Consider the following 24,136-nt stretch of genomic DNA (forward strand, 5'->3'; position numbering starts at 1 on the left):
TTTACCGATCCTCGTCGGTGTAACGGATCACGCCGCGGATGTTGCGGCCCTGCAGCATGTCCTGATAGCCGTCATTGATCTGCTCGAGCTTGTACTGCCGGGTGACCATGTCGTCGAGGTTGAGCTTGCCCGCCTTGTACATCGACAGCAGCTGCGGAATGTCGTAGTGCGGGTTGCCGCCGCCGAAGATGGTGCCCTGCAGCCTCTTCTGCATGAGTGTCAGCAAGGCCAGGTTCAGCTTCACATCCATCTCGGCCATGTTGGCGACCGCGGTCACCACGCAGGTGCCGCCCTTGGAGGTGCAGTTGAGGTAGTTGTCGATGTCCTCGCCCTTGAGCTCACCGGTCGTGATGATCGTCTTGCGCGCCATGCCGCCCGCGGTGACCTCGGCGATGCCGGCCATCGCGGAGAAGACGTCCGGGTAGACATGCGTCGCACCGAACTTCAGCGCCTGGTCGCGCTTCCACTCGACCGGATCGACCGCGAAGATGTTGCGCGCGCCCGCGTTCACCGCACCCTGCAATGCGCCCATGCCGACGCCGCCGATTCCGAAGATGGCCACGTCCTCGCCCGGACGGATGTCCGCGCTGCGGGTGGCCGAGCCGTAGCCGGTGGTCACCCCACAGCCGACGAGACAGGCCACCTCGAACGGGATGGACGGATCGATCTTCACGACCGAACTCTTGTGCACAACCATGTACGGGCTGAAGGTGCCGAGCAGGGTCATGGGGATGACCGGCTTGCCGTCGGCGGTATGCACCCGGTTGGTGCCGTCGGACACCGCGGTGCCGGTGAGCAGCAGCGCACCCAGGTCGCACAGGTTGCGCTGGCCGCTCTGACAGGTCGGACACTCACCACACGAGGGGATGAAGGAAAGCACCACGTGGTCGCCAACGGCGACGTTCTCCACGCCGGGGCCGACCTCGGTGACGATGCCTGCGCCCTCGTGGCCGCCCAGCACGGGGAACCCGGCCATCGGGATGTCGCCGGTGACCAGGTGGTGGTCGGAATGGCACATCCCAGACGCTTCCATCTGGATCTTGACCTCGTCCTTGACGGGGTCGCCGATCTCGATCTCTTCGATCGACCACGGCTGGTTGAACTCGTAGATGAGAGCGCCTTTTGTCTTCATCCGTCGCCTTCCATTAGTGCCAGTCAAATCAGACTAGAGGGATTAGTTAGGTGCGTCACACGCACCCCCAAGCAACCGCTTGGCCGGGAGCTACCAGATTGTTGCTGGAGCCTGGCCGAGAGGGTAGTAGCCAGGCAGCTTCTCGCCCGCCATGGACCGTTCGATTCGCTTCTGCATACCCTCGCTGAGGTCGCCGGATTCGATGAGCTTGCCGAACATGTAGGCGACGTGGCCGAAGTCGAAGAAGTCGCGCTGCCACTCGATCATGAGGTTGCTGTTCAGCCGGAACCAGCTGCCGCCAATGCCGTAAATCTCGTCCTGCGTGCCGTCGGACTTGTTCACGATCTGCTTCCAGAAACCGACGATCTCGTTCTGCTTCTCGTCAACGAGCACCTTCTGGTACTCGTACACCCAGTTCTCCAGGCCTTGCATCTCGAGGCCCAGTGCGACGTCGCGGATCTCGTTTTTGCCGATACACATCACATCTTCCTTCGGCCCGATGTTCCAGCCGTAGGTCGCGTCATCGGTATAGAAGTCGGCGAGGGGCTTCCAGTCGCCTGCCTTTTCGCAGTCCTGATTGGCCTTGAGCCACCGGGCTACCCAGTCGTCGAGTTGTTCACGTGACGCCATTGTCAGTCTTCTTTCTCTTTGATGAACAGGGCTTGGGTGGGGCACATGTCGACCGCGTTCTGCACTTCGTCGCGGGCGTCGTCGGGCGGTTCGGTGTCGAGGATCTCGACCTTGCCGCGTTTGGGCACCGTGAAGACGTCGGGCGCCTCCAACTCGCACATGGCGTGGCCCTGGCACAGGTCCAGGTCGACTTCGACTCGATAGGAGGCCATGCGTTCGCCTATACCTTGCGCCTGCGATACCTGGCTTTCGCGGGCCGGGCCAGCTGGACGACCATTTTGGAGTGATCGTTGCGATAGCTGTCGGCCGGCTGAGCCATCTCGAACTCGTACTCGCGCAACAGCACCGAGAAGATCGCCTTGATCTGCATCTGCGCGAATGCCGCACCGACACAACGGTGTCGGCCCGCGCCGAACGGAATCCACGTCCACCGGTTGACGATGTCGGCCTGCTCGGGCTTGTTGTAGCGGTCCGGATTGAATTCGTCGGGATCCGGAAAATCCTCAGGGATTCGGTTGGAAATCGCCGGGGAAGCCGCCACGAAATCACCCTTGTGGATCGGGAAGCCCTTGACCTCGAACTCGCCCTGCGCGACGCGCATCAGGATGATCAGCGGCGGATGCAGGCGCAGCGTCTCCTTGACGACGTTGTCCAGCTTCGGAATCTGGCGCAGCGCATGGAAACTCACCTCCTGGCCGTCGGAGTAGAGCTCGTCAAGTTCCTTGCAGACCTCGGCGTAGATCTCGGGGTGGCGGATCAACTCGATGAGCGTCCACGCCGAGGTGCCGGAGCTGGTGTGGTGGCCGGCGAACATCAGCGAGATGAACATGCCGGTGACCTCGTCGGCGGCGAACCGCGGGTTGCCCTCTTCGTCTTTGATCGACACCAGCACGTCGAGCATGTCGCGGTCGGCCTTGTCCTCTGGCGGGTTGGCCAGCCGCTGATTCATGATCTCCTGCACCAGCGCAACAAGTTTCACGCGCGACTCGTCGCGTAGCCGGAAGCTCTCGATGTCCAGGTAGGGGTCGACGTAGCACAGCGGGTCGGTACCGCGCTCCAGGTCGTGGTAGTACTCCGCGAAGCGGTGGTCGAGCTGGTTGCGGAACTTCTCGCCGATCAAACAGGCTGTCGAGGTGTAGATGGTCAGCTCGGCGAAGAAGTCGAGCAAGTCGATCTCGCCTTCGTCGCCCCAGTCGGCGATCATCCCCTTGACCTGACGCTCGATGGTGGCGGCGTGGCCTTTCATCTGCTCGCCACGCAGCGCCGAGTTGTGCAGCATCTCCTTGCGACGTTCCGGGCTGGCGTCGAAGACCACGCCCTTGCCGAAGATCGGCGTCATGAACGGGTAGGCCTCGGCCTGGTCGAGATCCTCGTCGGCAGAACGGAAGAAGAACTCGTTGGCCTCGGCGCCGGACAGGAAGATGACGTGCTTGTCCACCAATTGAAACCAGCCGACGTCGCCGCATTCCTCGCGGATGCGCTTCATCAGGCCGATCGGGTCGGTACGGAACTCTTCGAGGTGTCCGTGTTCCTCCTCGCCGCCGGAGACTCGGGGCACAATCGCCGTGGTCATGACTTCAGGTTCTCCTCGTTCAAGACCAGCTTCTGACGCTCTGCCGGTGCGTTGGCCAATGGGGCTTCTGGCTGCAGTTCCATGTTGGCGATGAAGCCGCCGCGCGGCGTCTCTGCGACGAAGGTGATCGCGCGCGCGAGATCGGAAGCACGCAGGAAGTAGTCGTGTCTGGCCTGCCCCCACTTCGCCCAATCCTCAAGTGCGGGACCGATCTTCTCGGCAGGCAGGCTCCAGCCCATACTGGTCTTGGTCGGACCCGGATGCACGATCGACGCGCGGACACCGGTGCCCTCGAGCTCCATCTGGAAGTTCGTCACCATCGCGACCAACGCCGCCTTGGCCGCCCCGTAGGCGCCCATGTGGGGGCGCTGGCGGAGTGCGACGTCGGAGCCGACGAAGATCAGGTCGCCGCGCTGACGTTCCAGCATGCCCGGCAGCACCGCGGTCGCCAACCGGTTGGCTCCGACGAGATGAATCTGCAGCTGCGAGTCGAATTCGTCGGTGCTGATCTCGGCCAGCTTGCCGAAGTATGTGTCGCCGGCGCCGGCGACCAGTACCTCGATATCGCCGAGTGCGTCAACGGCGTTGGCTACGAACGACTTGACCGAGTTGGGGTCGGTGACGTCGAGATGGAAGCCGACGGCCTCGCCGCCTTCGGCGTTGATCTTGCCGACGAGGTCGTGGAGCTTCTCGACCCGGCGGGCGCCGAGCGCGACGGGAAAACCGCGCGACGCCAGCTCGATCGCGGTGGCTTCACCGATGCCCGCCGACGCTCCTGCGACGATGACCGGTCTGCGGTCGGGTAGTGGTGCGAAACGTGGCATGCTGACGGCCTTCAGTTGATCTCGAGGGTCATGGGTAGGTGGGCGAACCCGCGGACATTACTGGAGTGGACGCGGACGGCGTTGGCCTCGTCGACTTCGAATCCGCGGATTCGCTTGAACATCTCGGTCAGCGCGACTCGGGCTTCCATCCTGGCGAGGTGTGCACCGAGGCAGAAGTGGGCACCGCTGCCGAAGCTCTGGAGTTTCGCCCCGATTTCGCGGCCGATGATGAAGTCGTCGGGGTTCTCGAAGACGCGCTCGTCGCGGTGGGCAGAGCCGGGAAGCAGTAGGAGCACGTCACCATCGGGGATCGTCGTGTCGTACATCGTCAGTTCGCCCTCGACGGTGCGGGCCAGTATCTGGCTCGATGTGTCGTAGCGAAGCGTCTCTTCGACCCACAGCGGCACGCGGTCGAGATCGGTGTAGATCGGCGCCAGCTGATCGGGGTTCTTGTGGCCCCAGAACGCTGCGTTGGCAAGCAGTTTGGTGGTCGTCTCGTTGCCGGCGATCACCATCAGGAACATGAACCCGAGGATCTCCTCGTCGGTGAGACGGTCGCCGTCGATCTCCGCCTCGAGCAAAGCCGACGTCAGATCGTCGGTGAGCTGCCTGCGGCGCTGGGCGACCATCTCCTGGTAGTAGACGATCAGGTTGAGCGACGCCTCGATGGCTGCGGGCGGCACGTCGGTCACGCCTTCGTCGCGGTGCATCACGCCGTCGGCCCACGCCCGCACCTGATCGCGGTCCTCGACGGGCACGCCCATCAGCTCGGAGATCACGTCCATCGGGAGCTTGCCCGCGAATTCGTTGACGTAATCGACGGTCTCAGGAGGAGAGGAGCCCGCCTTCTCCAGCATCGTGTCGAGATGCTGAATCGCGATCTCGGTGACCCGGGGTTCCAATTCCCGGATGCGACGCGGCGTGAAACCCTTGGACACCAGGGTGCGCAGCCGCAGGTGCGCCGGATCGTCCATCGCCAGAAACGACATGGTCTTGGACGCGTGTGGACCCCGCGACGCCGGATCCAACGACACCCCGAACTTGTTGGACAGCGTGGTGCTGTTGCGGAATCCGGCCAGCACGTCGGAGTGCCGCGACAACGCCCAGAAGCCCAAGTCGGGGTTGTGATACAGCGGAGCTTCGTCGCGTAGCCGCTTGTAGTACGGATACGGGTCTTCATGGAAGTCGTAGTCGTACGGGTCGAGCAGCAGATCGCTCGTCTCAACGCTCATTTGTCGTCCCCAATGATGAGGCCGACCACATAGCTGAGCCGGTCGGCGATCTGGTGATAGGTGAACGCGCCGCTTCCGGCATTCACCAAGGCGCCGAAGAACGTCATCTCCAACGCGGCGAGCGTGCGTGGGTCCGCGTCCGGGCCGACGGCCGAACGGATGCGGCGGTGGATCTCCGCGCCGATGCGATCACGGACCGCGCGCACCGCCTCGTCGTTTCCGCTCAGCAGCGCGGTGGTGCACGCGGCGGCCACCTCCGGCTCGTCGGCGACGGTCAGCGCCATGCTGCGCAGCGTCTTCTCGACACGGGTGACCCGGCTGTCGTTGACGTCGGTGAAGTAGGGCACCTGTCGGATCAGGTTCAGATACACCTCGGCGATCAGGTGGTTCTTCGACGAGAAGTAGGTATAGGCGGTCGCGGGCGCGACCTTGGCCCGCGCCGCCACCGCGCGCACCGTCAGATCCGCATAGGACGACTCGCGCAGCATCTCGACGCCGGCGGCGAGCACCTTGTTGAAGGTCTCTTCCTGGCGGCGGTTGCGCGGCGTCTCCCCAGGCTGAGGGGAAGGCGGCTGCGTGACCACAACCGCGGGATCACTGGACACATGTCCAACTTATCGGACGCGGTCAGCCTGAAGCAAGTACACAGGTGAAGTTGGGTGCTCTTGCTTCTCTCCGCGCAGTGCGGCTAAGGTTTGGCGTAAGATAGTCGGACAGTTGTCCAGTAGTACGAACACAGGAGTTCGGATGGGAATCCTCGCCGATCGCGAGAGTCGTTTGCTCATCGACGGCGAGCTTGTCGCCGGCAGCGGGGGCACGTTCCAGACCATCAACCCGGCCACCGAGGAGGTGCTCGGTGTCGCCGCCGACGCGAGCACCGACGACATGAGTCGGGCGATCGAGGCGGCGCGGCGCGCGTTCGACGAGACCGGATGGTCGACCGACACCGGGCTGCGGGTGCGCGGTATCCGCCAACTGCAGCAGGCGATGCGCGATCGCGCCGAAGAATTGCGGGAACTGGCCATTTCAGAGGTGGGCGCACCCCGGATGTTGACCTCGATGGCCCAACTCGAAGGTCCGGTGGAGGATCTGACCTTCTGTGCAGATACCGCCGAGAGCTATCAATGGACTACCGACCTCGGTATCGCCGAGCCGATGGGAATCAAGACTCGTCGGACCATCGCCAGGGAGGCGATCGGCGTCGTCGGCGCCATCACACCGTGGAACTTCCCGAACCAGATCAACCTCGCCAAGCTCGGTCCCGCGCTGGCGGCCGGCAACACGATTGTGCTCAAACCCGCGCCAGACACTCCGTGGAGCGCGGCGATTCTCGGCGAGCTGATTCTCGAGCACACCGACATTCCGGCCGGCGTGGTCAACGTCGTCACTTCCAGTGACCACGGTGTCGGCGCGCTGTTGTCTAAAGACCCACGGGTGGACATGGTTTCGTTCACCGGGTCGACGAACACCGGCCGCGCGGTGATGGCTGACGGTGCCCCGACCCTGAAGAAGGTGTTCCTCGAACTCGGCGGAAAGTCGGCGTTCTTGGTCCTCGATGATGCCGACCTGGCCGGTGCCTGCTCGATGTCGGCGTTCACGGCGTCGATGCATGCGGGCCAGGGTTGCGCGATCACCACTCGCCTCGTGGTGCCGCGGGCCCGTTACGACGAGGCCGTCGAAGCCGCAGCGGCCACCATGGCCGGACTGCGCCCTGGCGACCCCAACGATTCCGGGACCATCTGCGGGCCGGTGATCTCGGAACGTCAGCGCGATCGTATCCAGGGCTATCTCGACTCTGCCACTGCCGAGGGCGGCAAATTCGCCTGTGGCGGTGGACGTCCCGCCGATCGCGACAAGGGATTCTTCATCGAGCCCACCGTCATCGCGGGTCTGGACAACAACGCCAAGGTGGCGCGTGAGGAGATCTTCGGGCCGGTGCTCACCGTCATCGCCCATGACGGTGACGACGACGCCGTGCGCATCGCCAACGATTCGCCCTACGGTTTGTCGGGCACGGTGTTCTCCGCGGACGAGGAACGTGCGGCGGGGATCGCCGCACGGTTGCGGGTCGGCACGGTCAACGTCAATGGCGGTGTCTGGTACTCCGCCGACATGCCGTTCGGCGGGTACAAGCAATCCGGCCTCGGTCGTGAAATGGGGCTCGCCGGTTTCGAGGAGTACCTGGAAATCAAAGCCATTGCCACAGCGGCGAACTAAGGAGACATGCGTGGGACTCTACGGAGATCAGTTCAAGGAGAAGGTCGCGATCGTCACCGGTGCCGGCGGCGGTATCGGGCAGGCGTACGCCGAGGCGCTGGCCCGTGAGGGTGCGGCTGTGGTGGTCGCCGACATCAACGTCGAGGGTGCGCAGAAGGTCGCCGACGGCATCAAGGGTGAGGGCGGCAACGCGCTCGCCGTCCGCGTCGATGTCTCGGATCCGGACTCCGCCAAGGAGATGGCCGCGCAGACACTCGCCGAGTTCGAGGGCATCGACTACTTGGTCAACAACGCCGCGATCTTCGGCGGCATGAAGCTCGACTTCCTCATCACCGTCGACTGGGACTATTACAAGAAGTTCATGAGCGTGAACCTCGACGGCGCGCTGGTGTGCACCCGCGCGGTGTACCGCAAGATGGCCAAGCGCGGCGGGGGCGCGATCGTCAACCAATCCTCTACGGCGGCATGGCTTTACTCTAACTTCTACGGCCTGGCCAAGGTCGGCATCAACGGCCTCACCCAGCAGCTCGCGACCGAACTCGGTGGGCAGAACATCCGCGTCAACGCCATCGCGCCCGGCCCTATCGACACCGAGGCCAATCGCACCACCACACCGCAGGAGATGGTCGCCGACATCGTCAAGAACATCCCGCTTTCGCGGATGGGCGAGGTAGACGATCTGACCGGCATGTGCTTGTTCCTTCTGTCCGACCAGGCCAAGTGGGTCACCGGTCAGATCTTCAACGTCGACGGCGGACAGATCATTCGATGAGCGAGGACGTCAAGCTCGGCTACATCGGCCTCGGCAACCAGGGCGCTCCGATGGCGAAACGCCTCGTGGACTGGCCTGGCGGGCTAGTGGTCTTCGATGTGCGCACCGAGGCGATGACACCGCTGGTTGAGCTCGGCGCGACGGTGGCCGACAGCGTCGCAGATGTGGGCCAAGGGGCTGACGTCATCAGTGTGACCGTCCTCAACGACGCACAGGTGCGCGACGTCGTCGGTGAACTCGGCGCGCATGCCAAGCCCGGCACCGTCGTTGCGATTCACTCCACCATCGAGCCCGGCACCGCAGCCGAGCTGGCGGAGCAGCTGAAACCCAAGGGAATTCATATTGTCGACGCCCCGGTGAGCGGCGGCGCCGGCGCCGCCGAGAAGGGCGAACTCGCGGTCATGGTCGGCGCGGATGACGACGCCTATGAAACGGTCAAGCCGGTTTTCAAGAAGTGGGCGTCGATGGTGGTGCGCGCCGGAGAGCCGGGCGCGGGGACCAGGATGAAGATTGCCCGCAACATGCTGACCTTCATCGGGTTCGCCGCGGCGTGCGAGGCGTCCAGGCTGGCTGAAGCGGCCGGCATAGACCTGCAGAAGCTGGGCCGGGTGGTGCGGCACAGCGATGCGCAGAGTGGTGGGCCAGGCGCGATCATGGCCCGGGATGACACGAAACCCCTTCAGCCCGAACACTTCCTGTACGACATGTTCGTCCACACTCGCGGTCTGGCCGAGAAGGATCTGAAGTTGGCCCTCGGGCTCGGGGAGGCCAACGGAGTGGAACTGCCGCTGGCCGAGATAGCTTTGCGAGATTTGGCCGCCGGACTTGGTGTGCCGCACACGAGTTCGACCGCGAAGGAGTGATCGATGGACGAACAGCGCCGCAAGGGCCTCGAGAAGATGAACGAGGTCTATGGCTGGGAGATGCCCAACATCGAGGGCGATCCCTTTTTCGACCTCACCGTCGACCATCTCTTCGGCAGCATCTGGACGCGACCCGGTCTGTCGATGCGCGACAAGCGGTTGATGACGCTCACCGTGGTCACCGCCGTCGGAAACGCCGACCTCGCTGAGATCCAGGCCAACGCCGCGCTGGCCAACGGTGAGATCACCGAGACCGAACTCAAAGAAATGGCGATCTTCCTGACGCACTACCTCGGTTTCCCCTTGGGGTCAAAGCTCGACGGGGTCGTCTCCAAGGTGATCAAGCAGCGTAAGAAGGCCGCGGAGAAGGGTAAGGGCGAGGACAAGAAGCGCAACGTCAACGCGGCGGTCCGAATGCACTCGGGGGGCTCGGTCCATGATGAGTAGGTATGCCGCGCTGTCGCGCGAGGAGCTGGCCACCCTGGTGCCGGAGCTGTTGTTGATCGGTCAGCTCATCGACCGCTCCGGAATGGCGCACTGCATCAGCGCGTGGGGACGCGAGGAGATGCTGCAGATCGCCATCGAGGAGTGGGCCGCGTCCAGCCCGCTCTACACCAAGCGGATGCAGAAGACGCTGAAGTACGAGGGCGTCGACATCTTCACCCTCTTCAAGGGGCTGCAACTCGACATCGGTGCGCCGCCGCAGTTCATGGATTTCCGCTACGTCGTGCACGACCGCTGGCACGGTGAGTTCTACCTCAATCACTGTGGCGCCCTGCTCGATGTGGAGCCGATGGGCGAGGATTACGTCAAGGGCATGTGCCACGACATCGAGGACCCGACGTTCGACGCGACGGCCCTGGCCACCAACCGCAAGGCTCAGGTTCGGCCGATCCATCGGCCGCCGAGGGTACCGTCCGACCAGCATCCGCATTGCCGGTGGACGGTGATCATCGATGAGTCCTACCCGGAGGTTCCGTTCATCCCGGCGATGGACATCGTCGGTGCCACCCGCGCCCACCACACCGAGCTCGCGCCGATCGACCCGAACGACGAAGGCATGGCGGATTATTCGGGTGAGTTGCTCGCAGATGTCGACTTCGGGGCGTTCTCGAAGTCGGCGCTGGTCCGGATCGCCGACGAGGTTTGCCTGCAGATGCACCTGCTGGTGAAGTCATTCACGATCGCGGTCGAGAAGCGCGCCAAGGACGATGTGGCGCTCGCACGGTCGATCCGCACTAAGCAGCTGATCGGCATCGCCGGCGTCGCGGCGGAACGAATTCACAAGGCACTGAAGATCTCCAAGGATGTCAAGGGCGCACTGCGGGTGCTCGAGTTGCATCCGCTGTTCAATCCGGCTGCGTACGTGTGGGCCGACGTCGATCCCGGCTTCGTACATGTGCGCCAATCGCCGGCACACGAGGACGGTTCGTGGATCTCGCTGGTCTCGCCGGTCGCAGACCTGCCGTTGCAGGCGATCGTCCAGGCGGTCGATCCGCATTTGCGCGCCGAGGTGTCGGGTACCGAGTCGGATTGGACCGTGCGGGTGATCGAAACCAACACCGCGGCAAAGGAACTGCCCGAGGTGGCCGTGTGCAAGTTCAGCGGTGGTGCGTCGTGGGAGTTCGAAGAGCGAAAGTCGCTTCCGTTGACGGTTGTCTGATTGTCGGCTCGGCCGACGGTTGTATAGCTCCACCGACCCAGCGGCGCAGGTAGTCCCGCAACTCTGTGCCCTGGCGTGGTGGTCTGCCCGGGTCGATCACGAACGACTGGATGATCCGCAGCAGATGCTCGACCAGTTCGGCGAGATCGTCGTCGGTGTACCCGAGACCGGTCCAGTCGACGTCGAACCTGCGCACCAGCGAATGGCCGAAATCCATCGCGACGTCGGACGTCACCGACTCGGTGTGGCGGCTGGGCTGGCCGGGCATGATGAGCAGGCCGATGTGCTTGTCCTCGGGTAACCATTCGAGCGCTGTGGCGACGGCCTCGGCGATGGCGTCGGCCGGATCGGTGATCCCGCGCAGATGTGCTGCCAGCCGGTCGAGGAAGCCACTGGCCGCGTGTACGGCGGCGGCGATCAGCAGCGCGTCGGTGCTGGGGAAGTAGCGGTACACCGTCTGGCGGGTGACGCCGAGCGTGCGGGCCACGTCGCTGATCGAGAAATCGGCACCGCGCTCGTCGATTGCCCTGCTCGCCGCATCGAGGATGCGGCTGATGGCCTCCTCGTCGGTGGCGGGTGCCGATCCGGACCAGCCATGGGTACGCATCCTGAGGATAGTACTGCGCCTCAGAACGAGACGGGCAGCGCCTTGACCCCGTTGATCCAACCCGACCTAAGCCGTTGGGGTTCACCCAGTTTGGCGATGTTGGGAATCTGATCGGCGATCTCGTTGAAGATCAGCTTGATCTCCATGCGCGCCAGGTTGGCGCCGATACAGAAATGTGCACCGTTGCCGCCAAAGGCCAGATGCGGGTTCGGGTTGCGCAGGATGTTGAATTCGAAGGGGTTCTCGAAGACGTCTTCGTCGAAGTTGGCCGAACTGTAGAACAGGCCGGCGCGCTGCCCCTCACGGATCGTGACGCCGCCGATCTCGGTGTCAACCAACGCAGTTCGCTGGAAGCAGTGCACGGGCGTGGCCCAGCGGATGATCTCGTCGACCGTGGTCTCTGGCCGCTCCCGCTTGAACAGCTCCCATTGGTCGGGGTTCTCGAAGAACGCGTTGATGCCGTGCGTCATGGCGTTGCGGGTGGTCTCGTTGCCCGCGACGGCCAGCAGGATGACGAAGAACGCGAACTCGACGTCGCCGAGGGATTCGCCATCGATGTCGGCCTCGATCAGGCGCGTCACGATGTCGTCGGCCGGACACCGCCGTCGCTCTTCGGCCATGTTGTAGGCGTAACCCATCAGCTCGGCGTTGGCGGTCGTGGGGTCGGAGTCGAAGTCGGGATCGTCGGTGTTCATGATCGAGTTGGTCCAATGGAACAGCTTCTCGCGGTCAGCCTCGGGCACGCCGATCAGGTCGGCGATCGCCAGCAGCGGCAGGCTCATCGCGATGTCGTCGACGAAGTCCCCGGTGCCCTTCTCCTTCGCCGCGCGGACGATCTCACGTGCGGCAACGGCGAGCTTCTCCTCGAGCGCGGCGACCGAGCGTGGGGTGAACAGCCGCGACACGATTTTGCGCAGCCGGGTGTGCTCGGGGGCGTCGTGGTTGATCAGCAGGGCCCTCGTCAGGTCGAGTTGCTCGCTGGTGACGCCGTCGGGCAGTCGCATCACGGCGCCCTTGCGGTTCGTGGACCACAGGTCGCTGTTGCGGGAGATCGACTTGATGTCCTCGTGTCGGGTGATCACCCAGTAGCCACCGTCGTCGAAAATCGATTCCTGCTGGTCGTTCCACCACACGGGCGAGGTCTTGCGCAGTTCGGCGAACTCGTTGACGGGGATGCCCTGCAGCAGGACGTCCGGGTCGGTGAAATCGAAGCCCGCGCCAAAGGGGCATGTGCTCTGCGTCATACTCTGACCATACACGGCCGAGTCAAGTGTATGGCCGAGATGATCGCTGGCTGCACCGCGAGAGGCACTAAGGTGTGCGGTTGTGCGCGTCCTGGTGATCGGATCCGGTGCCCGTGAACATGCGTTGCTGCTCGCGCTGCGCCGAGACCCCGAGGTCGAGGAGCTTGCGGTGGCGCCCGGTAATGCCGGCACCGCGATCATCGCCGACCAGTACGACGTCGACATCACCTCCGGCGAGGCCGTCGTCCAGCTCGCCCAGCGCATCGGCTCCGACTTGGTGGTGGTCGGCCCCGAGGTGCCGCTCGTGCTCGGTGTGGCCGACGCGGTGCGCAGCGCGGGCATCGCCTGCTTCGGGCCCACCAAGGACGCCGCTCGCATCGAGGGCTCGAAGTCTTACGCCAAGGACGTGATGGCCGCCGCGGGGGTGCGCACCGCGACCAGTGAGATCGTCGACAACCCCGCCAATCTCGACGCGGCGCTGGACCGTTTCGGCCCGGCGGTCGGCGACCCGTCCTGGGTCGTCAAGGATGACGGTCTGGCCGCGGGCAAGGGTGTCGTGGTGACCGCCGACCGCGATGCGGCGCGGGCACATGCCGCCAGCCTGCTCGACTCCGGACACCCGGTGCTGCTCGAGTCGTTTCTCGACGGTCCCGAGGTTTCGCTGTTCTGTGTCGTCGACGGCGAAACCGTCGTGCCCCTGCTGCCCGCCCAGGACTTCAAGCGTGTCGGCGACGGCGACACCGGACCCAACACCGGCGGCATGGGCGCGTACGCACCGCTACCGTGGCTGCCCGGCGGTGTGGTCACCGCGATCGTCGATGACATCGTCAAACCCGTTGCCGCCGAACTGGTCCAGCGTGGCAATGGCTTCTCGGGCCTGCTGTACGCCGGGCTGGCGCTCACGTCGCGCGGCCCCGCCGTCGTCGAATTCAACTGCCGCTTCGGCGATCCGGAGACCCAGGCGGTGCTGGCACTGCTGGAGACGCCGTTGGGTCAGCTGCTGTACGCCGCTGCGACGGGGAAGCTCGCCGAGCAGCCGCGGCTGGTGTGGCGCGGTGGCGCCTCGGTGACGGTCGTGCTGGCCGCCGAGAACTACCCCGGCCGGCCGCGGGTCGGTGATGTCATCACGGGGTCGGAAGCCGACGGGGTGCTGCACGCGGGCACCACGCGCCGGGACGACGGCGCGATCGTGTCGTCGGGCGGCCGGGTGCTGTCGGTGGTCGGTACCGCGGACGACCTGTCCGCGGCGCGCGACGCCGCCTATGCGTTGATGAAGTCGATTCGCTTGCCGGGCAGCCACTTTCGTGGCGATATCGGGTTGGCCGCGGCGCAGGGCCGCGTCTCGGTCTAGATCAGGCGACGAGCAGCGGCGCCATCCACGCCACCTCGCCGGGCAACTGCGAGCTCCAGTAGGCGCCGTCATGGCCGCCGGGGGAGAAGCCGCCCGCGGGCGGGTTGGCCAACTGGGCGACGAATTGCTTGGTCGCCGAGTAGAAGGGATCGCTGTCGCCGCAGTCGATCCGGATCGGAATCGAGTTCAGTGCAGGCAGGCCCCACACGCTGTTGGCCTCGTAGTCGTCGGCGCCGTCGAACGCACCCGGCGCCGCGGCACCCGAGGATGTCCACAACGCGGGGCTGACGGCGGTGATCGCCGCGGTGCGCGCCGCACCCAGGCGCGCGCCGAGCAGCAGTGCGCCGTAACCGCCCATCGACCATCCCATGAATGCCACGCGTGACGTGTCGAGACCCTGCTCGCCGAGCATCGGGATGAGCTCGTTGAGCACCATCGCACCCGAGTCCTCACCGGAGGTTCGCTTGTGCCAGTAACTACCGCCGCCATCGACCGCGACCACGGCGACCGGTGGGATGCCCGCGTCAACCGCTTGCGCCAGTCCGTTTTCGACACCGCCGGCCATCACACCCGCGGCGTCCTGCCCCTTGCCATGCAGCGCGATGATCGGACGCAACGGGGCGGTCTGTCCCGGCGGACGCGCGATCGCCCAATTGGTCGAGACGCCGCCGCGCGCCGCCGAGACGAACGAGCCGTCAACGTACGTCGGGGCGGGGGCCGCGGTCGCAGGTGACGACAGGCGCAGCGCCGCCGCCCCGGCCGCCGCGCCGACACCGAGGCGCAGAAGGGCGCGTCGACTCAGTTCGGGCATGGCGGCCATCATGCCATCGCCGCCTCGGGTCGCCGGATCGGCCGACCCGACTCGAGATGGAGCGACGGTGAGCAGAAGTGCGGACTTCCCTGAGTAAAGGCTGATGATTGGCCGAAAGCCCGATGCCATGCCCTGGAGACTGGCAGCATGCTTTACGTGACAGCAGCGGTCACTCCGAAGGGGGAGAGAAGGCGCTACGCGCTGGTCAGCGCTGCTGCCGACCTGCTGTGTGAAGGTGGGTTCGACGCAGTGCGGCACCGGGCGGTGGCCCGTCGCGCCGGGCTGCCTTTGGCGTCGACGACGTATTACTTTTCCTCGCTCGAGGACTTGATCGCCAAGGCTGTCGAGTACGCGGGCGCGCGTGAGGCCGAACAGCTTCAGGTGCGGGTGTCCGCCCTGTCGCGAAGGCGCCGTGGCGCAGAGTCGACGGCCGACATCTTGGTCGACCTTCTCGTCGGGGAGGCCAACGGACTGCGGGTCACCGAACAGTTGATCTCCCGATACGAGCGCTACATCGCCTGCGCCCGCCAGCCGGGGCTGCGCGATATCGAGCGGCGAATCCTGCAGCAGCGCACCGACGCCGTCGTCGAGGTCGTCGAGCGGTCCGGACGGGCGGTGCGCGTGGAGCTGCTCACGGCGTTGGTGTGTGCGGTCGACGGCGCCGTGGTCGCCGCGCTGGTGGGCGACGGTGACGGCCCGCGCGCGACCGCCCGCGCAACATTGATCGACGTCATCGATGTGCTCGCGCCGATCGACGAACACGTCGCCCAGGTGTGATCGACGTTTGCGCACTTCGCATGTTGGATAACTAGCTCAGGTGAGATTCACCAGGCTTCTCGACAACGCGCTGGACCGCTCCGTCGTACTCGGTTACACCAAGATCGGTTCACGTTTGCGGCGGACATGGTGGCCGGCAGACCCGCGGCCAAAGGCGATGGCAGGAAAGCGCGTTGTCGTCACCGGTGCGACGGCAGGGATAGGTGAGGCCATCGCCCGCTCGTTCGCCGAACTCGACGCGACCGTGCATCTGCTTGGCCGAAACCCCGACAAGGTCAAGCATTCGGCGGGTGCGATCCGGCGCGCGGTGTCCGGGGCGATGGTGGTCGAAGAAGTCTGCGATGTATCCGATCTGGACGCCGTACGGGCCTGGTGCTACGACCTTTCCGGACGCATCGAAGAACTCCACGGGGTGGTCCACAACGCCGGTGCGATGCCGAAGGAGCGCATCGAGACGCCGCAAGGTCACGAAACCCAGTTGGCTTGCCACGTCCTGGGACCGCACCTCATGACCGAGCAACTGTTGCCGTTGCTGCGGGATGCCCATGGCGCGTCGGTCGTTTTCATGTCATCGGGAGGTATGTACACGTCGCCGCTTTCGGTCGACGACATGGAATCGAAATCCGGTGAATACAACGGTGTTCGGGTGTACGCGCGAACCAAGCGGATGCAGGTGACGCTCGCAGAAGCGTGGGCGCACAGGCTCTCCGGTTCTGACATTCGGGTCGAGAGCATGCACCCGGGTTGGGTCGAGACCCCCGGCGTCGCCGGGGCATTACCGGTGTTTCGAGTGGTGACACGCCCACTGTTGCGCGATACTGCAGACGGTGCAGACACTGCGGTGTGGCTGGTCGCCACCCGACCCGAATCTGAACCGGGCCATTTCTGGCACGACAGGGCCCAGCGGCCAACGACGTTCGGCTGGCAGCGCACCGAGGATCCTGAACTGGTTACGCGATTCCTCGACGCGGTTTCATCGATGACCGGAACAATGCAGTTCACCTAGGACTGGCGGGAGGCGCATCGTGACAAAGCCGGAAACTGCGGAGGAGCAGCCGCAACTGAAACGGGTGATGGGCCCGGGGCTGCTGTTGTTGTTCGTCGTCGGCGACATTCTCGGCACCGGCGTCTATGCGCTCACCGGGCAGGTGGCCGGCGAGGTCGGCGGCGCGGCGTGGCTGCCGTTCCTGCTCGCGTTCGTGATCGCGACCATCACCGCATTCTCATATCTGGAGCTGGTGACCAAGTATCCGCAGGCGGCGGGCGCAGCGCTTTACGCGCACAAGGCATTCGGCATCCACTTCTTCACCTTCATCGTCGCATTCGTCGTGATGTGCTCGGGCATCACCTCGGCGTCCACCGCTTCGCAGGCGTTCGCGTCCAACCTGATCAAGGGCTTCGGACTGGACTGGGGCAAGGTCGGAATCGCGGTCATCGCGTTGTCGTTCATGGCCGGGCTGGCCGCGGTCAATCTCCGTGGTGTCAGCGAAAGTGTCAAGCTCAATGTCGGTTTGACGATCATCGAGATCACCGGCTTGATGTTGGTCATCGTGGTGGGGCTGTGGGCATTTACCCAGGGCGGCGACAACCTCGACTTCTCCCGCATCATCCTGTTCGAAAATGAGGATGAGCGAAGCACTTTCGTCGCCGTTACCGCAGCGACCTCGCTGGCGTTCTTCGCGATGGTCGGCTTCGAGGACTCGGTCAACATGGCCGAGGAGACCAAGGATCCGGTGCGGATCTTCCCCAAGGTTCTCCTGAGCGGCCTGACGATCGCCGGCGTCGTCTACGTGCTGGTGTCGATCATCGCCGTGGCGCTGGTGCCGATCGGCGAACTCACGGCGAGCAAGACACCGCTGGTCGACGTGGTCGAGGCCGCGGCGCCGGGCTTGCCGATAGGCACGCTCTTTCCATTCATCACGATGTTCGCGGTGTCGAACACGGCGTTGATCAACATGCTGATGGCCAGCCGGTTGATCTACGGCATGGCGCGCCAACATGTCCTGCCCCCCGTCCTGGGGTCGGTGCACAAGACCCGACGCACTCCGTGGGTGGCCATTCTGTTCACCACGACGATAGCTTTCGGACTGATCTTCTACGTGTCCGCGTTCGCCAGCGATTCGGCGATTTCAGTGCTGGGTGGCACGACTTCGCTTCTGCTGCTTGCGGTGTTCGCAATGGTCAACGTCGCGGTGCTGGTACTGCGTCGCGACGTGAAGGAAGCCGGCGGCCACTTCAAGACCCCGACGGCGCTACCGGTGATCGGCTTCATCGCCTCGCTCTATCTCGTGACACCGTTGTCCGGCCGTCCGGGAACCCAGTACCTGCTCGCCGGGATCCTGCTGGTGATCGGCATCGTGCTGTTCGGAATCACTCTGCTGATCAACAAGCAACTCGGGATCAAGCAGAAGGGCATCACCGATCCCACGCAGCTGGCCGAGCTGCCGGACTAACCCCCGAGTTGTCTGCGGATCGCGGTGAGCTCACGCTGAGCCCGCTCGATCATCTGTTGCACCTGCTCGAGCCGGGCGACGATATCGTCCGAACCCGGTTGTGCTGCCGTCTGATTCCGCTTCTTGACATGGTCGCCAGGCAGCGTCGGGGTGACAATGTAGCCGCTTTCCGAATCGCCGTAGATGGTGACGTCTTCGGGTCTGTCGTACCAGTAGAAGCACACGTAGGCGCAGATGACCGCGTCGACGGGATCCTCGTCGCGGTCCAGCTGTGACGGCCGGGTGGCCGCCTCGACTCGCTTGCGCAGCGCGACCCACGTGACGTTGCGATTGACGCGCAACCTCGGAGTGGCCGCGTCGAGGCCCTCGATATGGGTCATCAACGTCAGCAGCGCAGCCTTGCGCTCGTCGAACGGTCCGCGCTTGTACTTGAGGGTCTTGGTGAGATTGAACAGGACGATCGACGCGGGATGCGGGAAGACCTCGATCGCCCGCCTGCTCGAATCCGACGACGGGTCCAGGTCGAGACCGAGCGCTTCGGCGATCCGCGCGCCGCGGGGATGCTTGAATTCGGGCTTGTCGGTGAACGCCGGGCGCGCTCCGGCCTCGAAGCGCTGGAAGTCGCGGTTGTAGGCGGCCTCGGCGGGACGGTGGCCCGTCGCGTTCTTGACGATCAGGGGGGCGTCGATACCCACCAGGCACGCGTCGCCGGTATAGGGCGCGATCGCGGCGATGATGCTGTTGTCGTCCCCGGCGGCCCCGACGTGCAGCAGCCTGCCGTCGGCATCGATGGCCGCAACGCCGGTCTGGTTCTTCTCACCCCATGCGAGATCGAGCCCAACGAAGTACATACGGCAAGACTGCCTTACCCGGGCCGTAAGCTGTGTGTTTGTGTCGATCCCGAATGTGCTGGCCAGTCGGTACGCCAGCGATGAGATGGTGGCCATCTGGTCGCCGGAGGCGAAGGTCATGGCCGAGCGGCGGCTGTGGCTGGCGGTGCTGAGCGCACAGGCTGAACTCGGTGTCGATGTGCCGTCCGCTGTTCTAGAGGACTACGAACGGGTGCTCGAGGACGTCGACCTCGCGTCGATCGCGGCGCGCGAGCGGGTGACCCGCCACGACGTGAAGGCGCGCATCGAGGAATTCAACGCGCTGGCGGGCCATGAGCACGTGCACAAGGGCATGACGTCTCGCGACCTCACGGAGAACGTCGAGCAGCTGCAGATCCGTCGCTCCCTGGAACTGGTGTTCTCGCACGGTGTCGCGGTGGTGGCTCGGCTCGCCGAGCGTGCCGTCGTCTATCGCGACCTGGTGATGGCGGGACGTTCGCACAACGTCGCCGCGCAGGCCACCACGCTGGGCAAGCGGTTCGCGTCGGCCGCCGAGGAGCTTTTGGTCGCGTTGACCCGGCTACGTGAGCTCATCGACCGGTACCCGCTGCGCGGCATCAAGGGTCCGATGGGCACCGCGCAGGACATGCTCGACCTGCTCTCCGGTGACACGTCGAAACTGGCCGATCTGGAACGGCGTATCGCCGAATTCCTGGGCTTCACAGAGATTTTCACCAGTGTCGGCCAGGTCTACCCGCGATCGCTGGACCATGATGTCGTCTCGGCTCTCGTGCAGGCCGGTGCGGGACCGTCATCGATGGCGCACACGATCAGGCTGATGGCGGGCCACGAATTGGTGACCGAGGGTTTCGCGCCCGGCCAGGTCGGCTCGTCGGCGATGCCGCACAAGATGAATACGCGCTCCTGCGAACGTGTCAACGGGCTGCAGGTGGTGCTGCGCGGTTACGCGTCGATGGCAGCCGAGCTCGCGGGCGCGCAGTGGAACGAGGGCGACGTCTTCTGCTCGGTGGTGCGGCGGGTGGCGTTGCCCGACGCGTTCTTCGCGATCGACGGGCAGACGGAGACGTTTTTGACCGTGCTCGACGAGTTCGGCGCCTATCCGGCGGTGATTCAGCGCGAGCTCGACCGGTATCTGCCGTTCCTGGCGACGACGCGGATCCTGATCGCGGCGGTGCGCGCAGGCGTCGGCAGGGAGACCGCCCACGAGGTGATCAAGGAACACGCCGTCGCGGTGGCGCTGGCGATGCGGGAGAAGGGCCAGGAGCCCGACCTGCTCGACCGGCTGGCCGCAGACCCGCGACTGCCGTTGGACCGGATGTCGCTGGACGCGGCGCTGGCGGACAAGCAGGCGTTCACGGGTGCGGCCGGCGATCAGGTGGACCGGGTTGTGGAAGCGGTGGGCGAGTTGGTCAGCCGGTATCCGGAGGCCGCCAAGTACACGTCGGGCGCGATCCTGTGACTTCAGTGGCGGGTGCGCTGGCCGGGATCGACTTCACCGATCTGGACAACTTCGCCGACGGCTTTCCGCATGCGCTATTCGCGGTGCACCGTCGCGAGGCGCCCGTCTACTGGCACGAGCCGACCGCCAACACGCCCGACAACGAAGGTTTCTGGTCGGTCGCGACCCACGCCGAAACCCTTGCGGTGTCCCGGGATCCGGTGACGTACTCGTCGGTCACCGGGGGAACCCGGCCGTTCGGTGGCACGCTGCTGCAGGATCTGGCGGTTGCGGGGCAGGTCCTCAACATGATGGACGATCCGCGGCATTCGCACATCCGCCGCCTCGTCAGCTCGGGTCTGACACCGCGGATGATCGCCCGCGTCGAAGACGATCTGCGCACCCGCACCCGTCGGCTGCTCGATGAGATCGAGCCGTGCAGTGCCTTTGATTTCCTGGTCGATGTGGCCGCCGAGCTACCGATGCAGATGATCTGCATACTGCTGGGAGTGCCTGAATCCGAACGCCATTGGCTGTTCGAGGCGATCGAGCCGCAGTTCGACTTCGGGAGGGCGCGGAGGGCTGAATTGGGCCAGCTGGGGCAGTTGACCGCGGAGGAAGCCGGTTCGCGGATGTACACCTACGGCCAGGAGTTGATCGCGTCGAAGCGGTCCGCGCCGACCGACGACATGTTGTCGGTGGTCGCAAACGCGACGGTGGAGGACGAGAGCCTCTCGGACATGGAGCTGTACTTGTTCTTCAGCTTGCTGTTCAGCGCCGGTGCGGAGACCACGCGCAACGCCGTCGCGGGCGGGTTGTTGGCGTTGATCGAGTATCCGGACCAATTCCAGGCGCTGCGTTCGGATTTGACACATCTGCCGACCGCGGTCGAGGAGATGGTGCGGTGGACGTCGCCGTCGCCGTCGAAGAGGCGAACCGCGACGCGCGACGCGGAGTTGGCGGGCTGCGAGATCAAGGCCGGCGACAAGGTGCAGATCTGGGAGGGTTCGGCGAATCGCGATCCCCTGGTGTTCGCGAATGCCGATACCTTCGACATCGCGCGCAAACCCAACCCACACTTGGGGTTCGGCCAGGGAGTGCACTACTGCCTTGGTGCGAACCTGGCGCGACTCGAGCTGCGGGTGCTCTATGAGGAGCTGCTGACGCGGTTCGGGTCGGTGCGGCTGGTCAAGCCTGTCGAGTGGACGCGCAGCAACCGGCACACGGGTATCCGCCACATGGTGGTCGAACTACGGCCGTGAGACCCGACGTATTCGCGGCGGTCATGGCGACCGGCATCGTGTCGATCGCGGCCGCGGACCACGGACTCGGTGTCATCAGTGAGATCCTGATTGTCTTTGCCGCAGTTGGGTTGCCGGTGTTGATGTTTCTCGGGGCCAAGGCATGGCGCGAGTTCGATATGCGTGATCCCGATGTCACGCTGGCGCTGTTCACCTATGTCGCGGCGTGCGCGGTGGTGGGTGCGCGGCTGGCCGATCATCGCATTGCGCTGTGGGCGTTGGGGGGCATGGCGTTGCAGGGCTGGTTGTCGTTGGCGCCGATCTCCGCTCGCTCGATGTGGCGGCACCGGTGGACGAGGTTGCGCGATCGTGCCCGCGGCGGATGGGAGCTCGCTGCGGTCGCGACGTCCGGGTTGGCGATCGTCTTCGCCGAGCTCGACGTCGTCTTCTGGGCCTTCATTTTCTGGGTGCTCGGCATCTGTCTGTATCTGGCGATGACATCACTGGTGCTCTGGCGGGTGCGCCACGATGCCGCGTCGCCGGAGCTGGTTCAGCCTGATGTATGGATTCTGATGGGCGGCATAGCGATTGCGACGCTGGCCGGTGATCATCTGCATCACGCGCTGATTCCCGGGCCGATCGCCGACGGCGTGCGCGCGGTGACGATCGCAACGTGGATCGTGGCGACGGCGTGGATCCCGGTGCTCGGCTACGTGGCCGTCCGACGATCGGTGGCGCTTGGCTGGCCCGCCGTCTTCCCGCTCGGCATGTACTCGTCGGCGACCTATGCGATGTTCGTGGAGACCGGCTGGCGGTGGTTCGTCACGATCTCGCTGGCGTTCTTCTGGATCGCGTTCGCGGCGTGGCTCATCGTGGCTGTCGGAGAGCTGCTGCGATTTCAGCGATTACGCGCTGCGGGTACTCCGTCAGATCCAGCCAAGTGAACCGCAGCACCTGCCAGCCACTGAGGGCGATGGCGTTCTGACGCGTGCGGTCGCGTTGGAAGGTCCTCTGGTCGCTATGGAAGGCCCAGCCGTCGACCTCGATCGCCACCCTCTCCTTCGGAAAAGCGATGTCGACCAAGTACCCGCAGACAGGGAAGTTGGCTTTCCACCCGGACAGCTTGGCGGCTCGCAGCAGTCGCATCAGGAGTCGTTCTGCCTCCGAACGCGCACCGTCCGACGCTGCCTGAAGTAGGCGCCGCGCTGCGGGTGACCCGTGCCGCCCCTTGTTACGAAGATGCGCACGCCATAGATGTGTGAGCTCCAGATCGCCCTGTAGTGCTCTGTCCATCAATGCGGGGCCGCCGCCTCTTCGGACCGCGGCTTCGATGGCGGTGAACGCTGGTTCGGTGACACGAAGCCCCCTCCGCTCGACGACGTCCTTGGGAGAAAGGTCGCGTCGGCGGGCGCGCACTCCGTGCCGCCGCGGATGGTTACTCACCCTCGGCACAGTCACTTCGACGACCTCGGGTGGGAAGTGCGTCAGGCCATGCCACCACGCCGCGGTCAATCCGCTACCCGTCGCGCGCTCGCCTAGTCCCCATACTGCCGCCCTGATGCGGGCAGCGTCAGTGAAGGGTCTGTCGTTGACGAAGTAGACGCCGGGAAAGCAGCGACGCCAATGCCCGGACCGCTCGGAGCGATTGACTGTGTGGCGGCTAAGGCCGCATGCCCTGGCTTGGGCGAGCGTGATGACCCCGTCGTGTCGCCGGAGATGGTCGTCGAGCACTCGTAGAAGACGTCAGCCGCAGCGTCGACGGTTCCCCTTCTTGCGATTTGTGCACAATCGCGAGCGGTGAGCGCTCCGAAACGTGCACAAATCGCCTATTGGCGGACACGTCGGACGCCGGCGGCCCGCAATTCCAACGCCGCGAGGCCGCGTATCACCACCGGGTCGTAGCTGCGCCACGCTCCTACGGGGTCCTCGTCGACCGCCAGCAGCTTGTTCAACGGCCGATTCGCCAACGCCCGCATCGCCAGCAACTGTTCACCCGCAGGCGTTCGCGCCAACGTGATTGCAGTCCACTTGCGACGGAAGAACCGAATACGCAGGAACAGCCAGGGCAGTGCGACGAAAAGAATCGGCGGTGCCGCAACCGCCAGCGCCAGCACCCACGCCAGCCACGACGCCGTCGAGTCGAGGCTCTGCCCGGCACCGGCGATGTCGAGCGCGGCCTCGGCCGCCGCCCGCAAGGGTTTGGCCAGCGAGTCCCCGACGAGCGGAAAGTCGTCGGTGTTGTCACCGGCCGAGTTGAGGTTGTCGGCGACGCCGTTGGCGCCGTCCTGCACTCGACGGCCCACTTCGGCGATCGTGGACACGGCGGCATGAACGGCCATGCCGACGAGCACCCAGATCACAGCCCAGGTGATCACGACGATGTCGCTGATCAGCTGGGCCAGCAGGCGGGTCGGCGTGGTGGCATAGGGAAGAAACCGCGAACTCATGATGCCGATG

At 65.0% G+C, this 24,136-nt stretch carries 25 protein-coding genes; 12 read left to right on the top strand and 13 right to left on the bottom strand.

From position 1 onward, the window contains the following. Position 1 precedes the first annotated feature (1 nt). From BST47_RS20200 to BST47_RS20230, 7 genes are all read right to left on the bottom strand, one after another. The gene (locus BST47_RS20200; RefSeq protein ID WP_083127412.1) at positions 2–1,132 is read right to left on the bottom strand and encodes an NDMA-dependent alcohol dehydrogenase; all 1,131 of its coding nucleotides are present in this window, start codon (positions 1,130–1,132) and stop codon (positions 2–4) included. 90 nt (positions 1,133–1,222) lie between these two features. After that, positions 1,223–1,762, bottom strand: coding sequence for a nuclear transport factor 2-like protein (locus tag BST47_RS20205; RefSeq protein ID WP_083127413.1), 540 nt, complete (start codon positions 1,760–1,762; stop codon positions 1,223–1,225). 2 nt (positions 1,763–1,764) lie between these two features. Then, positions 1,765–1,974 (bottom strand): ferredoxin Fdx, encoded by a 210-nt coding sequence (locus BST47_RS20210; RefSeq protein ID WP_083127414.1) that lies wholly within the window; start codon positions 1,972–1,974, stop codon positions 1,765–1,767. A gap of 8 nt (positions 1,975–1,982) precedes the next feature. Next, positions 1,983–3,335, bottom strand: a complete 1,353-nt coding sequence (locus BST47_RS20215; protein ID WP_083127415.1) for a lanosterol 14-alpha demethylase — start codon at positions 3,333–3,335, stop codon at positions 1,983–1,985. Next, complete coding sequence (locus BST47_RS20220; protein ID WP_083127416.1) at positions 3,332–4,159, bottom strand: SDR family oxidoreductase; 828 nt, start codon at positions 4,157–4,159, stop codon at positions 3,332–3,334. The genes BST47_RS20215 and BST47_RS20220 overlap by 4 nt, the downstream gene beginning before the upstream one ends. A gap of 11 nt (positions 4,160–4,170) precedes the next feature. Next, on the bottom strand, positions 4,171–5,391 hold the full coding sequence (locus tag BST47_RS20225; protein WP_083127417.1) for a cytochrome P450: 1,221 nt from the start codon (positions 5,389–5,391) through the stop codon (positions 4,171–4,173). Next, positions 5,388–5,996, bottom strand: a complete 609-nt coding sequence (locus BST47_RS20230) for a TetR/AcrR family transcriptional regulator (protein WP_083127418.1) — start codon at positions 5,994–5,996, stop codon at positions 5,388–5,390. Before BST47_RS20230 ends, BST47_RS20225 begins: the two co-directional genes overlap by 4 nt. 142 nt (positions 5,997–6,138) lie before the next feature. On the opposite strand from BST47_RS20230, the gene BST47_RS20235 reads away from it, so the two are divergent. Genes BST47_RS20235 through BST47_RS20255 form a run of 5 tightly spaced genes read left to right on the top strand, consistent with a single transcriptional unit; the run spans position 6,139 to position 10,906 of the window. After that, positions 6,139–7,608, top strand: a complete 1,470-nt coding sequence (locus BST47_RS20235) for an aldehyde dehydrogenase (protein WP_083127419.1) — start codon at positions 6,139–6,141, stop codon at positions 7,606–7,608. A 10-nt stretch (positions 7,609–7,618) separates the two neighbouring features. After that, positions 7,619–8,380: an SDR family oxidoreductase gene (locus BST47_RS20240; protein ID WP_083127420.1), complete on the top strand. Its 762-nt coding sequence runs from the start codon at positions 7,619–7,621 to the stop codon at positions 8,378–8,380. Then, on the top strand, positions 8,377–9,243 hold the full coding sequence (locus BST47_RS20245; protein ID WP_083127421.1) for an NAD(P)-dependent oxidoreductase: 867 nt from the start codon (positions 8,377–8,379) through the stop codon (positions 9,241–9,243). Before BST47_RS20240 ends, BST47_RS20245 begins: the two co-directional genes overlap by 4 nt. Before the next feature lie 3 nt (positions 9,244–9,246). Further along, a complete protein-coding gene (locus BST47_RS20250) occupies positions 9,247–9,690 on the top strand; it encodes a carboxymuconolactone decarboxylase family protein (RefSeq protein WP_083127422.1) in 444 nt (147 codons plus the stop codon). Next, a complete protein-coding gene (locus tag BST47_RS20255; RefSeq protein ID WP_083127423.1) occupies positions 9,680–10,906 on the top strand; it encodes a hypothetical protein in 1,227 nt (408 codons plus the stop codon). Before BST47_RS20250 ends, BST47_RS20255 begins: the two co-directional genes overlap by 11 nt. On the opposite strand, the gene BST47_RS20260 is transcribed toward BST47_RS20255, so the two are convergent. Together BST47_RS20260 and BST47_RS20265 are read right to left on the bottom strand one after the other, a co-directional pair. Continuing rightward, positions 10,845–11,513 (bottom strand): TetR/AcrR family transcriptional regulator, encoded by a 669-nt coding sequence (locus BST47_RS20260; protein ID WP_083127424.1) that lies wholly within the window; start codon positions 11,511–11,513, stop codon positions 10,845–10,847. The genes BST47_RS20255 and BST47_RS20260 overlap by 62 nt on opposite strands. 20 nt (positions 11,514–11,533) lie before the next feature. Beyond that, the gene (locus BST47_RS20265) at positions 11,534–12,757 is read right to left on the bottom strand and encodes a cytochrome P450 (protein WP_083127425.1); all 1,224 of its coding nucleotides are present in this window, start codon (positions 12,755–12,757) and stop codon (positions 11,534–11,536) included. A gap of 82 nt (positions 12,758–12,839) precedes the next feature. Between BST47_RS20265 and purD the strand changes: the two genes are divergently transcribed. Continuing rightward, positions 12,840–14,108, top strand: coding sequence for a phosphoribosylamine--glycine ligase (gene purD / locus BST47_RS20270; RefSeq protein WP_083127426.1), 1,269 nt, complete (start codon positions 12,840–12,842; stop codon positions 14,106–14,108). 1 nt (position 14,109) lies between these two features. Here purD and BST47_RS20275 read toward each other — a convergent pair whose 3' ends face one another. After that, a complete protein-coding gene (locus BST47_RS20275) occupies positions 14,110–14,931 on the bottom strand; it encodes an alpha/beta hydrolase (RefSeq protein WP_207568648.1) in 822 nt (273 codons plus the stop codon). Positions 14,932–15,066: 135 nt separating this feature from the next. Between BST47_RS20275 and BST47_RS20280 the strand changes: the two genes are divergently transcribed. From BST47_RS20280 to BST47_RS20290, 3 genes are read left to right on the top strand one after another with little or no spacing between them, the layout of a single operon-like run. Then, the gene (locus BST47_RS20280) at positions 15,067–15,696 is read left to right on the top strand and encodes a TetR/AcrR family transcriptional regulator (protein ID WP_083127427.1); all 630 of its coding nucleotides are present in this window, start codon (positions 15,067–15,069) and stop codon (positions 15,694–15,696) included. Between the two features lie 40 nt (positions 15,697–15,736). Beyond that, positions 15,737–16,702, top strand: a complete 966-nt coding sequence (locus BST47_RS20285; protein WP_083127428.1) for an SDR family NAD(P)-dependent oxidoreductase — start codon at positions 15,737–15,739, stop codon at positions 16,700–16,702. Positions 16,703–16,721: 19 nt separating this feature from the next. Then, a complete protein-coding gene (locus BST47_RS20290; RefSeq protein ID WP_083127429.1) occupies positions 16,722–18,149 on the top strand; it encodes an APC family permease in 1,428 nt (475 codons plus the stop codon). Here BST47_RS20290 and BST47_RS20295 read toward each other — a convergent pair. Further along, positions 18,146–19,000, bottom strand: coding sequence for a DUF429 domain-containing protein (locus tag BST47_RS20295; protein WP_083127430.1), 855 nt, complete (start codon positions 18,998–19,000; stop codon positions 18,146–18,148). The genes BST47_RS20290 and BST47_RS20295 overlap by 4 nt on opposite strands. A gap of 40 nt (positions 19,001–19,040) precedes the next feature. On the opposite strand from BST47_RS20295, the gene purB reads away from it, so the two are divergent. Genes purB through BST47_RS20310 form a run of 3 tightly spaced genes read left to right on the top strand, consistent with a single transcriptional unit; the run spans position 19,041 to position 22,623 of the window. Further along, positions 19,041–20,459, top strand: coding sequence for an adenylosuccinate lyase (gene purB, locus BST47_RS20300; protein ID WP_083127465.1), 1,419 nt, complete (start codon positions 19,041–19,043; stop codon positions 20,457–20,459). Next, the gene (locus tag BST47_RS20305; RefSeq protein ID WP_083127431.1) at positions 20,456–21,700 is read left to right on the top strand and encodes a cytochrome P450; all 1,245 of its coding nucleotides are present in this window, start codon (positions 20,456–20,458) and stop codon (positions 21,698–21,700) included. The genes purB and BST47_RS20305 overlap by 4 nt, the downstream gene beginning before the upstream one ends. Beyond that, a complete protein-coding gene (locus tag BST47_RS20310; RefSeq protein ID WP_107529029.1) occupies positions 21,697–22,623 on the top strand; it encodes a tellurite resistance/C4-dicarboxylate transporter family protein in 927 nt (308 codons plus the stop codon). Before BST47_RS20305 ends, BST47_RS20310 begins: the two co-directional genes overlap by 4 nt. Here the strand turns inward: BST47_RS20310 and BST47_RS20315 are convergent. Continuing rightward, entirely contained in the window at positions 22,547–23,410 is an 864-nt protein-coding gene (locus tag BST47_RS20315; protein ID WP_083127433.1) for a DUF559 domain-containing protein, read from the bottom strand. The genes BST47_RS20310 and BST47_RS20315 overlap by 77 nt on opposite strands. Before the next feature lie 95 nt (positions 23,411–23,505). After that, on the bottom strand, positions 23,506–24,126 hold the full coding sequence (locus BST47_RS20320) for a hypothetical protein (RefSeq protein ID WP_083127434.1): 621 nt from the start codon (positions 24,124–24,126) through the stop codon (positions 23,506–23,508). Between the last annotated feature and the right edge of the window lie 10 nt (positions 24,127–24,136).

Origin of the sequence: Mycolicibacterium tusciae (assembly GCF_002086795.1) — a bacterium.
Lineage (GTDB): Bacteria > Actinomycetota > Actinomycetes > Mycobacteriales > Mycobacteriaceae > Mycobacterium > Mycobacterium tusciae.

Bases quoted from the DNA above. Each gene is read 5' to 3' on its own strand.
- BST47_RS20220 (WP_083127416.1), bottom strand. From the start codon at position 4,159: ATGCCACGTTTCGCACCACTACCCGACCGCAGACCGGTCATCGTCGCA.
- BST47_RS20250 (WP_083127422.1), top strand. From the start codon at position 9,247: ATGGACGAACAGCGCCGCAAGGGCCTCGAGAAGATGAACGAGGTCTAT.
- BST47_RS20265 (WP_083127425.1), bottom strand. From the start codon at position 12,757: ATGACGCAGAGCACATGCCCCTTTGGCGCGGGCTTCGATTTCACCGAC.
- BST47_RS20215 (WP_083127415.1), bottom strand. From the start codon at position 3,335: ATGACCACGGCGATTGTGCCCCGAGTCTCCGGCGGCGAGGAGGAACAC.
- BST47_RS20295 (WP_083127430.1), bottom strand. From the start codon at position 19,000: ATGTACTTCGTTGGGCTCGATCTCGCATGGGGTGAGAAGAACCAGACC.
- BST47_RS20245 (WP_083127421.1), top strand. From the start codon at position 8,377: ATGAGCGAGGACGTCAAGCTCGGCTACATCGGCCTCGGCAACCAGGGC.
- BST47_RS20225 (WP_083127417.1), bottom strand. From the start codon at position 5,391: ATGAGCGTTGAGACGAGCGATCTGCTGCTCGACCCGTACGACTACGAC.
- BST47_RS20200 (WP_083127412.1), bottom strand. From the start codon at position 1,132: ATGAAGACAAAAGGCGCTCTCATCTACGAGTTCAACCAGCCGTGGTCG.
- BST47_RS20210 (WP_083127414.1), bottom strand. From the start codon at position 1,974: ATGGCCTCCTATCGAGTCGAAGTCGACCTGGACCTGTGCCAGGGCCAC.
- BST47_RS20275 (WP_207568648.1), bottom strand. From the start codon at position 14,931: ATGATGGCCGCCATGCCCGAACTGAGTCGACGCGCCCTTCTGCGCCTC.
- BST47_RS20320 (WP_083127434.1), bottom strand. From the start codon at position 24,126: ATGAGTTCGCGGTTTCTTCCCTATGCCACCACGCCGACCCGCCTGCTG.
- BST47_RS20235 (WP_083127419.1), top strand. From the start codon at position 6,139: ATGGGAATCCTCGCCGATCGCGAGAGTCGTTTGCTCATCGACGGCGAG.
- BST47_RS20205 (WP_083127413.1), bottom strand. From the start codon at position 1,762: ATGGCGTCACGTGAACAACTCGACGACTGGGTAGCCCGGTGGCTCAAG.
- BST47_RS20255 (WP_083127423.1), top strand. From the start codon at position 9,680: ATGATGAGTAGGTATGCCGCGCTGTCGCGCGAGGAGCTGGCCACCCTG.
- BST47_RS20260 (WP_083127424.1), bottom strand. From the start codon at position 11,513: ATGCGTACCCATGGCTGGTCCGGATCGGCACCCGCCACCGACGAGGAG.
- BST47_RS20280 (WP_083127427.1), top strand. From the start codon at position 15,067: ATGCTTTACGTGACAGCAGCGGTCACTCCGAAGGGGGAGAGAAGGCGC.